The following is a 14981-nucleotide window of genomic DNA, read 5'->3' on the forward strand; positions in this document are numbered from 1 at the left end:
ATGATCGTGTCTCGTCAGTATCAGGAGTAGTCGCCGTGCCCATCCCGCGTTCGCTGAACCGCAGTAAAGTACGTAGTTCCGGCCCACATAACGCGGACACCTGCGCCCTGACGCTCAAGTGGTCGTTCATGATGATGCTCGACCTGGGCGGGCATCGGAATCTTATCCAACGCCATGGCTTCAACGATGACGAACTGGCCATCGAGCTTGGTCTGCAAGCGCTGATCGATGAAGAGGATTTCCATCCGCGCCAGGCACTCCTGCGCTTGAAGGGCGAGCGCAAGCTGTTCGATGAGATGGTTACCGACTGCGATTACCCCGACCTGCTGGAGGATAATCTCGAGGCGCTGGGAGAGTTGCTGGGCCTGGATGCGGCAGAGCTGCGGATTCTCGGTTTTTGTGTCCTGATGCAAACCGATCCGACGCTCAATAACGCTGCCGACCTACTGGGCATGCTCGGCTTCAACCGCATGCTCGCTGCTCTCAGTGCCCTGCTGGAAATTCCGCAACTGCAATTGACGCATTACCTGAGCAACGACGGTCGACTGGTCCGGGCGGGTTTGCTTGAGGTCAATACCATGTCCTCCGCAGTCACCACCCTGAGCAGCCGATTGTGCGTGGGTAATTCTGATTTGCCTGGATTGATGCGTTTCAATCAGGAAGAGCCCATCGAGCTCTTCAAGTATGCGTTTAGGCTCAGCCCTCCGGGCACTCTGCAGCTCGACAACTACGAACACCTGCGTCAGCACGTTGATATCGCCCAAGCCTACCTGGGCAAGGCTCTGGCTGAAGGCCGTACTGGGGTGAACATTCTGCTCTACGGCCCGCCAGGGACGGGCAAGACGCAACTCAGCCGCCTGCTTGCCAAGACGCTAAATACCGACCTGTATGAAATCGCCTGTTCCGACAGCGACGGTGATCCGGTCAGCGCTAGCCAGCGCCTGTGCGCATTGCGCTCGGCCATGAGTGTCTTGCACTCGCACAAGTCGCTGCTAGTCCTGGACGAAATCGAAGACATCTTCGATAGCCCCATGCCCATGGGTATCGGTGCTCGAAGCAAGGCACAAAAAGGCTGGATTAATCGGATGCTAGAGGAAAACACCCTGCCCTGCTTCTGGTTGAGCAACAGCGTCGAATCACTGGACGCCGCACATATCCGTCGCTTCGATCTGGTCATTGAGCTACCCAACCCGCCTAGGGCGCAGCGCGAGCAAATCGTCAGGGATTGCAGCGCCAACAAACTGGGCACCGACCTCGTAGAGAAACTGGTCGATCACGAGCATGCGACACCGGCAGTGGTCACCCGCGCGGTGCGTATCGCCCGTAGCCTTAATCCCCGCGCGGGCAAAGCACTCGATGCGACAGTCGAGTGCCTGGTCGACAGCACACTCAAAGCCCAGGGTTTTGACAAACTGGAAGCCGCACATGGCCAGCGGCTGCCGAGTTTCTATTCACCCGATTTGATCAACACCGATGTGTCGCTCGATGGACTAGTCGAAGGTCTGCGTAAGCACGCTGAAGCACGCTTGTGTTTTTATGGTCCGCCCGGCACGGGCAAGACAGCCTTCGGCTGCTGGCTGGCGCAGGAGCTGGGCAAGCCATTGATTGTGCAACGTGTATCGGACCTGGTTGCACCATATGTAGGTCAGACTGAACAGAATCTGGCCAAAGCCTTTGAAAAGGCCAGCCAGGATGGCGCGGTGTTGCTCCTCGATGAAGTTGACAGCTTTCTGCAGGATCGGCGCAAGGCCAGACAAAGCTGGGAGGTGACAGCTGTCAATGAAATGCTTACCCAAATGGAGAGCTATCGCGGCCTGTTCATTGCCTCAACCAACCTGATCCGCGATCTGGATGAAGCGTCGCTGCGCCGTTTCGATATGAAGATTCACTTTGGCTACCTGGGCCAGCCGCAGGTGCAACAACTATTCGGTGGCCAGACGCGCGCGCTTCAAGTCCTTCGCGACCGCAAATGAGCTGGCCAGTGCATTGATTGCCGAAACTCGCCTCAAGACTGCCGGGCAACAGCGACCCATCGGCTTCGTCCATTAACAGCGCCGACTTCGCCGCGGGCGTTGACTGGCTTATTGCCATATAACGCCCTTGCCGCCATGCTGGGCTTAAGCACTACACAAGGATTCCTGTCTTGCCCTCCGCCAAAGCCCATTCCACCGTCAATCGTCAGTGGGAATTGCTTCGTCAGTTGCCCTCGAAATCACCTGGCATTACCACCTCCGAAATCACCACGCGCCTACAGTCGGCAGGTTACACAATCAGCAAGCGCACGATTGAACGTGATTTGATTGATTTGTCGTTGATGTTTCCCCTGCAATGTAACGACGCAAGCGCGCCTTACGGTTGGCACTGGAAATCCGGCGTCAGCGTCGAGCTACAGGGCATTACGCTGACCGAGGCCTTGAGTCTGGCTTTAGTCGAAGACGCGATCCGCCCCCTTCTACCCAAAAGCATGCTAAAGGTGCTGGAGCAGCGCTTCAGCCACGCACGACAAAAACTCAAGACCCTGGGCGAGGAGAATCATGCCGCCCGCTGGCTGGATAAAGTGGCCAGCGTGCGCCCGGACTTGAACCTGCAGGCGCCGGATATTCCCGAAGATATCCTGGAGACGTTGCAACAGGCTTTGCTGGAGGAAAAGCAGCTGCATTGCCAGTACTACTCCGCGCACACCGACAAACTCAGCCAGTTGACACTCAACCCTCTGGCCCTGGTGCAACGCGGCCTGATCACTTACCTGATTGGCACTGCTCATTCCTACACCGACGTCCGCCAGTACGCGGTACACAGATTCCGCGAACTGACCATCATGCCCACCGCAACACAGGGGCTAAAGGATTTCAATCTACAGGCCTACTTGAGTACCGACGCGCTGCAATTCGGTAGGACTGAGAAAATCTCCTTTCAGGCCTGGCTAAGCGAAAAACAGGCCCGCCTGCTGCGGGAAACCCCGCTGAGTGTTGATATGGCTCTAACCGATATTGGCAATGGCAATGGCTATCGCGTCACGGCAACGATCAGCGATAGCTGGCAGCTGCAGTGGTGGATCTTGTCGCTGGGCGATGCGCTGGTTGTTGAGAAACCGCAGAACCTGCGTGAACAGATCGCAGAGAAGCTGAGGAGTGCTGCGGCTGGGTATGAGTAACCACACGAAAGGAGGTTTGTTGGTCGCTCGTGGACGCTTACCACTGAACACCCAGCTAACGGGCAACCTTTTTGCCACTAGATCTCTGACAACCTCTTAATTTTTCTATAGATTCCTGACGTATTGCTCCTCCAAGGTAGGAACCGCACATGAAGATCGGCATTGATTTCGGCACCAGCTACTCCAGCGCCGCAGCTTTTCGCAACGGCCGCATCGAACACGTCATGTTCGATGGGCAGCCGCAATTCAGGACGTCGGTATTCTTTCCCGACCGTGCAGTCGATATTTCGGGGTTCGAACTCACGTCGCTCCACGAGCAAGAAATCAGCGATGGTATTCGCTCTGCCAAAGCGTCTTATGCCAAGCGACTTGCCGAATACAACAAGGATATCGCAGCGATAGAGATGCGCGCGCGAGCTGCAGCTCGCAACAAAACACCAATGTCCGAAGAGGAAAAAGCAGAACGCCGCGCCATGATCGCGAAGCCGTTCCTGAGCCGCGATCAGGACCTTCGTGAGTCTGCCGTCAATGCGATCAAGCGTCACTGGCTTAGCGATGAGATCGCGAAGGCCAAAGAGGCTGACATTCATCTTGATACCGCAATCTTTGGCGAGGAAGCCATTGATGCCCTGTTCATCTACGAATCTGGTCGGTTAGTGCAGTCGCCAAAATCGATGCTGGGCTTTCGCCTGGAGCGGGTCCAGCGCGGCTACATCACAGGGATCGTGACACGCATCCTCAAGCACATCCGCGAACAAGCCAGCTTGCAACTTGGGCAAGAGGTAACGCAGGCGACCCTGGGCAGGCCGGTAAAATTTCGCAGCTCGATAGGTCCAGATGGAGGGTTGCAGGCCATTGCCATACTGACCGAAGCCGCCCTTGCTGCCGGCTTCGAAAAAGTCGATTTTCTGCATGAGCCTTCCGCGGCCGCTGTGGGTTACCACACTAGTTCGGCCACGGCTCACCACGCGTTGATCGTCGATATCGGCGGTGGGACCACCGACATCGCATTAGCTGAAGTCGGCACAGAGGATACGCAGCCTCATATTCTGAGCACTTGGGGTGAACCCAAGGGCGGCACCGATGTTGACCTTGGTCTCTCGCTTCGCTCTGTGATGCCGTTGTTCGGCAAGGGGGTATGCCCCGAGTTGTTGGCACCGGTGTTTATGGATGCCGCGTCAGTAAGTGACCTTAATCGTCAGAAGTCCTTCCGGGACCGTCGCTTCATTCATACTCCACTGCCTTACGCTTCCCGATTGGCGGAGTTGCAGAAGCCAGGCATACCCGTGCGCCTGAACCGTGACGTGGAGAAGCTGAAGATCGAGCTGAGCAAAACTGCGCGTAGCGAACGTTCACTGAGTTACATCGAGCCGAGCTTAGTAGCGCAAGCGACCGATACCCACTTGGCATCGGGAGCCGAGAGTTTCATGCGCTCTTTTGAGCAACTTCTTGCGCAAGTCAGCAAGGAGATTCAGGAATATACCCCGGTGCTGTTCTTGACTGGCGGCATGTCCCGAGCGCCCTACGTGATTGAAGCGGTAAAGCAAGCCTTCCCCCGATGCGACATAGTCCCCAGTGAAGCGTCCCTGGGAGTCGTCGATGGATTGTCGGTGTACGCATCGTTGACCCAGGATGTTCGGTATCCCTAACCTGCCTGAAATCCCCCATTGCCGCACGCAAGACGCGATAAAACGTCGCCTCCGACGCCAGATAACGTTCTTGATCGGCCAACCGCGGCACGATCTGGCTCGGCGGCAGATGGGCATACTCAGGGCTGTTGCACAGCGTCACAATCGCCTGTCGCTCGACCTCGCTCAGCGCATTACGCGGCGTTGGCCGCACGCTTGTAGTGCGGGCATCGGCTTGAACGACCTCTGCCTCGGTCCAGCGCTGCAAGGTTCTGAGCGACAGACCGATCTCATGACAAGCCCTGATTTTCCTGCTCCCTGCCGCGACGGCTTCGGTCATCGGTGGAAGCCAAGCAGCGCGAAAAAAGTGAATTGAAAATCCTGACCCGACGTTGGGCGAAGGCCAAGAGTCACTCCGTAGAAACCAGGTGGTTAGGGTTGTGGATGGGGATACGGGGAGGTCTTTCGGGTCAGTTTTCGGTCAGCGGCAACAATTTTTCACGCACCGGGCGCCGACGCTATCAGCAATCCACGCGAAATCACTCAAAACGCAAAAAACTTTACAGTAAATAAATTTACACTGATGCCTCATATCAGGCATCATCTGGACCAGCTCACATTCAGGAATGCCAATGCCGCTCCCCAAACACGAAGCCCTCCTCAGGCTACGCGCGATAGAGCTAATCAGCTATTGGGAGGGTCGCCTGGTCACCACTCAGTTGATGACATGGTTTGGCATCAGCCGCCAGCAGGCTTCTTCCGACATCAATCGCTATAACAGCGAATTCAATCCAGGCTCGCTAATTCACAGCCCTGCAGTTAAAGGCTATGTCCCGACGGCTGGCTTTCAGCCCGTACTGAGCGCTGGGCACATCAATGAGTACATGGCACTCATCTGCGATCAATCTGATCAGCCCGTGTCTGAGATTTTGGAAGCTCACCCCAGCGTTACTACTGTCCAACTTCCAGACCGTGCAGCCCGCCCTGAAGTGGTTCGCGAGTTAATCAGAGCCTGCCGCAATGCCGGCAGCCTGAAAATACTCTACGCCTCCATGTCCAACCCGCAAATTCATGAACGTGTGATTTCACCTCACACTCTCGTTTATACGGGTTTCCGCTGGCACGTTCGCGCTTGGTGCCATAAGCGCCAGGCCTTCCGCGATTTTTTACTCTCACGTATCTATCGCACGCCAAAATCGTGCGACGCCCAGGCTCCTCTATCGAGTACAGACAGTAGCTGGCACGACCAAGTCAACCTGACACTAATCCCTAATGAACTACTCAGCGATGCCCAAAAGTCTTTAGTTGAGCGCGATTTCGGTATGCCAGAAGGCCGCCTACAACTGACAGTTCGTACAGCACTTGCCCACTACTCCCTTCAACGATATCAGGCCGCCATCACCTCAGAAGAAGCCGAGCGAGTACGCGAGCATCCATTGCAATTGCTTCCAACTGATCGCGCCAAGCTAACTCTCTTCCTCTTTAGCAGTGATGGGAAATAGGCATGCATAGCTTCCATTACGACTCCGACTTAATCGGCGGCTCGTTGCAGGTGCGTGAATCACGCATCGTTGCAGACCTGCTGCTGCAGGACGCTAGCCTTGAGCAATGGCATGAAGTCATACAGCAACAGAACCGGCTGCAGAAACGCGCACCAGCTTCGGCCAAGCGTGTGGCTCAAGCCATCCGCAAGCGGCTGGAGCGATTGGATGCCCCTTTCTGGCGGGCAATTCGAGATGGAGATGATGAACTCGCTACCCAAGTGGTGTTCTGCTCGGCCTTGGAGCGCAACCTGCTCCTCGTCGAATTCATCGAGACCGTCCTCAAAGACGCTTTCGTCACCCGCGCCGGCGTGCTCGAATCCTACCACTGGAATGAGTTTCTGGATGAACGCAGCCATCGAGATTCGGCCATCACCACCTGGACGGAGTCCAGTCGCAAGAAGATGGCGCAGGTCGTCTATCGCATGCTGACCGAGGTCGGCCTGTTGAAAAGCACCCGCAACATGAAACTACAAAACCTGATGATTCGGTCAGAGGTCCGCGTATTGCTGGATGACAGCTACCGCAATCGCATAAAAGCCTGTTTGGAAGTATCCAATGCCACCGGATAGTAGGCGTGGAATAAGGAGTGTTCGCATGAATCAGCAACTGCAGGATCGGCTAAACCAGATCCCAGACAAGATCCTCACCGAAGAGTTCTTGAGGAGCCAAGGATTGGGCAATGAGCTCGGTTTCTGGATCTTCGACTACGCCCCCGAGGATGAGCTGCAGGTGCGCGAATACCTCAGTTTTCTACAGGGGTTCCTCGCCAAGAAGCATAGCCAGCTCAAAGTGGCTCATATCAATTTGCTGCAGGCTATGCGCGAATATCTGGATCAACGCAGCTTCACTGAAAAAGCCATTCAGATGCAGCAAACCAAAGGTGACCTCGCGTTGCTCAAGGCGTTGTCCGGACCGCTGCATATGGACAAATTCGCGCCCTTCCTAATGGAACACAGCGACGCCGATCAACACGACGTGGTGCTAATCAGTGGCGTTGGCTCAGTTTGGCCGGTTCTTCGCGCCCACAACCTTCTCAACAAGCTACACGCGCTGCTTGGCCACAAGCCTCTGATTCTTTTTTACCCCGGTCATTACTCAGGGCAGTCACTCGCCTTGTTCGACCGCATTCCCAGCAACAACTACTACCGCGCCTTCAAGCTGGTTCCCTGATAAATAAGGACGATTGCCGTGAGCATTAAAGATATTTTCTTCAAGGAACTCGATCGCCCGATCAACGGCGTGGTTAAGGCGGATCAGTCCGACGACGCAACCGTGCACCAAGAGCTGGATGAGTACGTTGTCACCAACGAGCTGGAAAAACACTTCCGCAGCTTCTTCGAGTCCTACAGTACTGACTTGAACGATCCCTCCATCGCCAACCGCGTGGGCGTATGGATCAGCGGTTTCTTCGGCTCGGGTAAGTCGCACTTCCTCAAGACCTTGTCATACCTGCTGGCCAACATCGAAGCGCGCGACGACCAGGGCAACGCCCGCAAGGCTGTTTCCTTCTTTGATGCGAGCAAACTGCGTGATGCCACCATCCGTGCCGACATCGACAAGGCCGTTGCCAACAGTGCCGATGTCATCTTGTTTAACATCGACAGCAAAGCCAGCTCCAACGATGCTGGCAACCCGATCCTCAATGTCTTCCTACGGGTGTTCAACGAGCATCAAGGTTTCAGTGGCGACCATCCCCACATCGCCCACATGGAGCGTCATCTGGCCCAGCGCGGCGTCTATGAGCGATTCAAGCAAGCCTTTAATGACTCCACCAGGATGGACTGGACTGAGGAGCGTGATGGCTATCAGTTCTACCAGGATGACATTGAGCAATCGGTAGCCGCAGCCCTCGATCTGTCTGCTGAGGCTGCGCACAAATGGTTCGAAGACTCCGAACAAACGTTCAGCGTCTCAGTCGAGAACTTCTGCAACTGGGTGCGTGAGTACCTCGACACCCAGCCAGCTAAACACCGCATGCTATTCCTGGTGGACGAAGTCGGCCAGTTCATCGGCAGCGACACCAAGTTGATGCTGACCCTGCAGACCATCACCGAAAATCTCGGCACGATCTGCAAAGGCCGCGCCTGGATCATCGTCACCTCCCAAGCCGATATGGATGCCATACTGGGCGAGTTTTCCGCCTCCAAGGCCAACGACTTCTCGAAAATTGCCGCGCGCTTCAAAAGGCTTTCGCTGTCCAGCTCCAATACTGACGAAGTCATCCAAAAGCGCCTGCTGCGCAAAACACCGGAAGCTGAAACCGAGCTGCGCGCCCTCTGGGAACAGAAAGGCGACATCCTACGCAACCAGATCACCTTCGACCGTTCCGGCCCGACCCTAAAGAACTTCGATGGTCCGGAAAGCTTCATCAGCAACTACCCCTTTGCCCCGTACCACTTCCAACTGGTGCAAAAGGTCTTCGAGGAAATCCGCAAGGTCGGTGCCACCGGGGCACACCTGGCCTACGGCGAGCGCTCCATGCTCGATGCCTTCCAGATGGCGGCCATGGCCATTGCGGATAAACCGCTCGGCGCGTTGATTCCCATGCACAGCTTCTACCGCGCCGTCGAAGGCTTCCTCGACACAGCCGTCAAGCGCACCATCGACCAGGCGGGCGAGAACAGCATCCTCGACGCCTTCGATGTACAAATTCTGCGCACCCTGTTCATGATCCGCTATGTTGACCTGATCAAGGGCACCCTCGACAACCTCGTTACCCTCTCCATCGAACAGGTCGACGAAGACAAACTAGCGCTACGTCGCCGCATCGAAGAAACCCTCCAGCGCCTTGAAAAGGAAAGCCTAATCACCCGCAACGGTGATGAGTTTGTCTTCCTAACCAACGAGGAGCGCGACATCACCCGCAAGATCAAGGCCACAGAGATCGCCGGCTCAGAAGAGAACAAGGCACTCTCGGACCTGATCTACAAAGACCTCTTCAAGGACAAGAACAAGTTCCGCTACAGCGTGAACAAGACCGACTACAGCATCGGTCGCTACCTCGACGGCCACAGCCTCGAGGGCCGTTACGAGCACGACCTCCGTGTCGAAGTCATCTCGCCACTGGATCTCGACTACGCCCTTTATGGTGAAGCCGGCTGCATCAATAAAAGCAACGAAGCTCCTGCCGGAATGGCACTGTTCAAATTGCCCGACAGCAAGGATTTCTTCACCGAGCTGCGCACCTGGCTGAAGACTAACAAGTTCGTCCGCCTCAACGACGACGGTAGCCAGCCTGAGCTGAGCAAGATCCTCGCCGAACGCGGCCGCGAGAACCAGGAGCGTAAAAAGCGCCTGCGCTTGCTGCTGGAAGAGCTGGCCGAGCGCGCAGAAGTCTATGCGCAGGGGCAGCACCTGAAGTTCAACAGCAACAATATCGTCAGCAAGTTCGACGAGGCGTGCCAGTACCTCCTTGAAAATACCTTCACCAAACTGAGCTACCTGCGAGTATTACAGCAGGAGCCCGAGCGTGAACTCCACGCCATTCTGCACACCAACGACATCGGCCAACTCGGCCTGACCCTCGATGGTGACGAAGGCAATCCGCAAGCCATCAGGGAAGTTGAACAGTTCATCTCACTGCGCGCCTCCGGTAACGAACGCTTACTGGTCGCAGACATCATTGAGCGTTTCAGTAAGCGCCCCTACGGCTGGCCGGACGGAGAGATCCTGCTAATCCTCGGACGTCTGGCCGCTTCCAGCCGTATTTCATTCCACGCCGCGGGCCCCAGCATGCTGCTGTCGGAGGCCTTCGAGTACCTCACCAACAGCCGTAAGCGTCGTGAAATTTCGGTGCAGAAGAAGCGCCAGACCGACGAAGGACTGCTCAAGCAAGTACGCAACCTGACCCAGGAGTTGTTCAACGCCCTTGGCCCAGCAGGGGAAAAGGAGTTGTTCGATTACTACTGCGTGCACTTCGGCAGCTGGCGAACCAACCTGGAAAAATACAAAGCAACGGTTAGCGCCGGGCGCTTCCCTGGTAAAGAGTCCATAGAACAGGCCTTACTCAGCCTGCAGCGCCTGCTAAGCAACACTGATAGCGTCGACTTTTTCAAGGCCGTGGTCGACAACAAGGATGACTTGCTGGATCTGGAAGAGGACTACCGGGATCTACACGAGTTCTTCACCAACCAGTTGCATACCTGGCAGCAACTGCAGCTGGCCTTGCGTCGTTTCGACAAGAACAGACCAGCGCTGGATAAAGACGAGAAAGCCCGCAAAGCGCTGGCCGAGTTGAAAGCCATTGAGCAGAACACCACGCCCTACGGTCAGCTGCACCAGGTCGCCACACTGGTTGAAACAGTAGAAACCATTAACGCCGCCATCCTGGCTGAAAAGCGTCAACATGCCCTGGCCCGTGTCGACGAGAAAATCGCCCAATTGCAATCCGAGATTGCCAAGAGCGGTATCGAAACCGCCGAGCTGAGTAACCGCTTACTGCGCCCCCTGCAACTGGTCAAGGCGGACCTAGAGACCGAAACCAGCATCGCCAACATCTACATGCTGCAAACCCAGACCGCTGACGAGCGCCTGAACGACGGCGTGTTCGATCTGGAGCGCGCCATTCAGGCCGAGGTTGAGCGCCTGCAGAAGCTTCAGGAAGAGCAGACCAAGGCCGCACAGGCAGCCAACACAGCTAACGGCGTCAAGGAGGACCGAGCGCCTGCCCTGGTGCCAACCTCCAAACCTGTAACGCCGCCCAAACCGGTGGTCGAGGTGGCAGCGACCAGTGTGTTCAACAAACTAGGGAACGGCTTGTATCTAGAAAGCCAGAGCGATATCGACCGCTTTATTGACGCCCTCAAGGTCGAGCTGGAAAGTGCGATTAAGCAAGACAAACGCATTCGTATTCGCTGACCCAGCGCAACCTGTAGGAGATGAGGCAACCGCCAGGCCGCAGCAAAGCGTCAATGTCAGCTCAAGAAAATTAGGGAAAGCCCATATGAACACCAATAACATCAAACGCTACGCCCCCAAGGCACGCACCGCCTTCATTGCCGCAATGACCAAACGCGCAGCGCTGTTTGGCATCCGCGAATCCAGCATCCCCAGCATGGGCATCGAACCGCTGGAGCAGAAAGGCGATCTGGCCCTGATCGGCGATCGGCCTTTCCCGGCCAGCATCATCCGCCCTCGCGCCGCGTTGGTGAAAAAGGTCGAACAAATGGGCTTTGCCCAAGCCATGGAGCAGGCCGCCTATAGCTGGTTCAACCGCCTGTGCGCCATCCGCTTCATGGAGCTCAAGGGCTACCTCGACCACGGCCGCCGCGTGCTCAGCCACCCGGAGCAGCCGGGCAGTTTCCAGATCCTCGACGACTGCCTGGATATCGAGCTGGAAGGCCTCGACCCACAGCGCATTGCCGAACTGAAACTCGATGGCACCAAGGATGAAGAACTGTACCGCGAGCTGCTGCTTGCCCAGTGTCACGCCCTGCACCAGGCCATGCCGTTCCTCTTCGAGGCGGTCGACGACGCCACAGAGCTACTGCTGCCCGACAACCTTACCAAGACCGACTCGCTGATTCGCGAGCTGGTCAGCGCCATTCCCGAAGAAGACTGGCATGACGTGGAGATCATCGGCTGGCTCTACCAGTTCTACATCTCCGAGAAGAAGGATCAGGTCATCGGCAAAGTGGTGAAGAGTGAGGACATCCCCGCCGCCACTCAGTTGTTCACCCCCAACTGGATCGTCCAGTACATGGTGCAGAACTCCTTGGGTCGCCAGTGGCTGCAGACCTATCCAGACTCACCGCTCAAGGCCAAGATGTCCTACTACATAGAGCCAGCCGAGCAGACGCCAGAGGTACAGGCTCAGCTGACAGCTATGACCCCGGAAAGCATCGACCCGCTGAGTATCAAGGTGCTTGATCCCGCTTGCGGCTCTGGCCACATTCTGGTCGAGGCCTACAGGGTGCTCAAGGAGATCTACACCGAGCGCGGCCAACGCAGCCGTGACATTCCGCAGCTGATCCTAGAGCACAACCTGTTTGGCCTGGACATCGACGATCGTGCAGGCCAGCTCGCCGGATTTACCCTGATGATGCTCGCCCGTGAGGACGACCGCCGAATCTTCGACCGCGAGGTAAAACTAAATGTGCTGTCCCTGCAGGAAAGCAGCCAGCTCGACTTCCCCAACCTTTGGAAGGCTCTCAACCTGAACAGCGACTGGCAGCGTGGTCAGTCGCGGACCCTGTTTGACAGCCAGCAGAGCGACCTCAGCGCCGCCCAAGCCGACAATCGCTACCTGTTGTTAAAAGCTACCTTGGCGCGCTTTACTCAGGCCAAGACCTTCGGCTCGCTGATCGAAGTACCGACCGAAGATGCCAAACCGTTGGGCGAGCTGCTGGAGCAACTGCGGCATCTGGCCAAGGACGGCGATGTGATGCAGAAGCCGGCGGCGCATCAGATAATCCCCTATGTGCAGCAGGCTTGGGTATTGGCCCAGCGGTTCGACGCAGTGGTGGCGAATCCTCCGTATATGGGTAGCAAGTACCAGACGCCAACCGTGAAAAAATTCCTGAAGGATAATTTCGGCGGCTTTGAGAAGGATCTGTTCTCCGCATTCATTATTCGCAATATCGACCTTGCCAAGCCGCATGGTCAGCTTGGTTTTATGACCCCGTTTGTCTGGATGTTCATTTCAAGCTATGAAACGCTGCGGGCACGCCTCATTGACGAAGAAGTAATTTCAACTTTAGTTCAGTTGGAGTATTCAGGGTTTGACGGCGCTACTGTCCCAATTTGTACCTTTACGCTTAACAAGGGGTATATTCAAGACTACAAGGGAAGCTACATCCGCCTGTCAGAATTTCGGGGCGCGATAAACCAGGGCCCAAAAACTTTGGAAGCGATTCGGAATCGCGATTGCGGCTGGTTTTATATGGCCAAACCAGATGACTTCAAGAAAATCCCAAGTAGTCCAATTGCGTATTGGGAGTCACCCTCTGTACTTGAGACATTTGTGCTGGGTGAGTCTCTTGGCAAAAAGGTGATAATGCGAAAGGGCATGGTGACTGCTGATAATGAATCATACATACGCAATTGGAGTGAGGTTTCTTTTTCAAGAGTTGGACTTGAATTGCCGACTAGAGAGGCAAGCAAGGCGTCTGGAAAGAAATGGTTCCCTTATACAAAGGGCGGAGAGTTCAAGAAGTGGTATGGAAATAACCAATTCGTAGTAAATTGGGAGAACGATGGCTATCTTCTACAAAACAAGAGACACCATACAGATGATCGAGTCGCGGCAACCAACTTCAACTTGGATTTTATATTCAAGCCGGGGGCCACATACTCCAGCATTAGCTCAAGCAGCTTCTCAATAAGATACACACCACCTGGCTTCTTGTATGATCAGAAGGGCGCCCCTGTTTTTTCAGAAAGCAAAGAGAATCTTTTGTTTTCAGTTGCACTACTCAATAGCAAGGTGGCATCTAGGTATCTTAAAATTCTGTGCCCTACGCTCGACTTCAACTCAGGCAGCGTAGTTTCAATTCCAGTTCTTAATCAGGATAGAGTGTGGGGCGAACTACGTGAAAAAGTTAATCACCTTATCGATCTATCCAAACTGGACTGGGACTCTTTTGAATTTTCTTGGGACTTCAAGTTAAATCCAATTGTCAAAGTCGCTCGCCACGACGGACAGAAAAAGATCCGTACATCTATAGCAGAGCACGCTAGTGACTGGAGGGATAAAGTTCTTGACGCTGCAAATGTTGAAGCCTCGATAAATTCGGAGCTTGCAAAAGCGTATAATTCTCTATGCATTGAAGACAGTACAGCCTGCACAGATGAAGTAACTTTATTGAATAATCCAAAGTATCGGTACGGAGTTTCCGAAGAAGATCACGACAAAGCACCAATACAAATGTCCGATATTACATCGGAGCTTGTTTTTTACGGTATCGGTTGCATCATGGGCCGATACTCCCTTGACCGTGAAGGGTTGGTCTACGCCCATGCAGGTAACCAAGGCTTTGCCGAACTAGTCGCAGAAGGTGCCTACAAAACCTTCCCCGCCGACAGCGACGGCATCCTGCCGCTGACCGATCAGGAATGGTTCGCCGACGACGCCACCAACTGTTTCCGCGAATTTGTCCGCACAGTCTGGGGCGACGAGCATCTGCAGGAAAACCTCGACTTCGTTGCCGAAAGCCTGTGCCTGCACGCCATCAAGCACAAGCGCGGCGAGTCGGCGCTGGACACTATCCGCCGCTACCTCAGCACACAGTTCTTCAAGGACCACCTCAAGACGTACAAAAAGCGCCCTATTTACTGGCTGTTCAGTTCAGGAAAGCATAAAGCCTTCGAGTGCCTGGTCTACCTTCACCGCTACAACGAAGGCACACTGGCACGCATGCGTACCGAGTACGTCATTCCGCTCACCGCCAAGCTCAACACATACGCCAACAAACTCGAACAGGATATCGAAGCCAGTACCAGCACCGCCGAGAAAAAGGCGTTGGAGAAACAACTCGCCACCCTACACAACCAACAAGCCGAACTCGCCACCTTCGACGAAAAACTCCGCCACCACGCCGACCAACGTATCAGCCTGGATCTGGATGACGGGGTGAAGGTGAACTACGGGAAGTTTGGAGATTTGTTGGCCGAGGTTAAGGCTGTAACGGGCGACAAGGGCGACTGACCATCCGCATG

The 14981-nt window shown here is 55.3% G+C and carries 8 protein-coding genes and 1 pseudogene; 8 read left to right on the plus strand and 1 reads right to left on the minus strand.

Translation table 11 applies throughout. The annotated features are described in order from the left end of the window. Positions 1-35: 35 nt before the first annotated feature. From TX24_RS25910 to TX24_RS25920, 3 genes are all read left to right on the plus strand, one after another. A complete protein-coding gene (locus tag TX24_RS25910) occupies positions 36-1973 on the plus strand; it encodes an AAA family ATPase (protein WP_338059765.1) in 1938 nt (645 codons plus the stop codon). 170 nt (positions 1974-2143) lie between these two features. After that, complete coding sequence (locus TX24_RS25915; protein WP_057711668.1) at positions 2144-3154, plus strand: helix-turn-helix transcriptional regulator; 1011 nt, start codon at positions 2144-2146, stop codon at positions 3152-3154. Between the two features lie 674 nt (positions 3155-3828). Next, positions 3829-4803, plus strand: a complete 975-nt coding sequence (locus TX24_RS25920) for an Hsp70 family protein (RefSeq protein ID WP_420865855.1) — start codon at positions 3829-3831, stop codon at positions 4801-4803. Here TX24_RS25920 and TX24_RS31395 read toward each other — a convergent pair. Continuing rightward, positions 4754-5122, minus strand: a pseudogene (locus TX24_RS31395) (helix-turn-helix domain-containing protein); the annotation flags it as partial. The gene TX24_RS25920 and the pseudogene TX24_RS31395 overlap by 50 nt on opposite strands. Positions 5123-5414: 292 nt before the next feature. On the opposite strand from TX24_RS31395, the gene TX24_RS25925 reads away from it, so the two are divergent. The 5 genes from TX24_RS25925 to pglX all read left to right on the plus strand — a co-directional run bounded on the left by TX24_RS25925 (position 5415) and on the right by pglX (position 14970). Beyond that, positions 5415-6284 (plus strand): helix-turn-helix transcriptional regulator, encoded by an 870-nt coding sequence (locus TX24_RS25925; protein WP_057711672.1) that lies wholly within the window; start codon positions 5415-5417, stop codon positions 6282-6284. A gap of 2 nt (positions 6285-6286) precedes the next feature. Further along, entirely contained in the window at positions 6287-6895 is a 609-nt protein-coding gene (locus TX24_RS25930) for a DUF1819 family protein (RefSeq protein ID WP_057711674.1), read from the plus strand. A 25-nt stretch (positions 6896-6920) separates the two neighbouring features. After that, a complete protein-coding gene (locus TX24_RS25935; protein ID WP_057711675.1) occupies positions 6921-7496 on the plus strand; it encodes a DUF1788 domain-containing protein in 576 nt (191 codons plus the stop codon). Positions 7497-7514: 18 nt separating this feature from the next. Then, a complete protein-coding gene (gene brxC / locus TX24_RS25940; protein WP_057711677.1) occupies positions 7515-11183 on the plus strand; it encodes a BREX system P-loop protein BrxC in 3669 nt (1222 codons plus the stop codon). 85 nt (positions 11184-11268) lie between these two features. Further along, positions 11269-14970, plus strand: a complete 3702-nt coding sequence (gene pglX / locus TX24_RS25945; RefSeq protein WP_057711679.1) for a BREX-1 system adenine-specific DNA-methyltransferase PglX — start codon at positions 11269-11271, stop codon at positions 14968-14970. The last annotated feature ends 11 nt before the right edge of the window (positions 14971-14981 follow it).

Source organism: Pseudomonas lactis, from assembly GCF_001439845.1.
In the GTDB taxonomy this organism is placed as follows: domain Bacteria; phylum Pseudomonadota; class Gammaproteobacteria; order Pseudomonadales; family Pseudomonadaceae; genus Aquipseudomonas; species Aquipseudomonas lactis.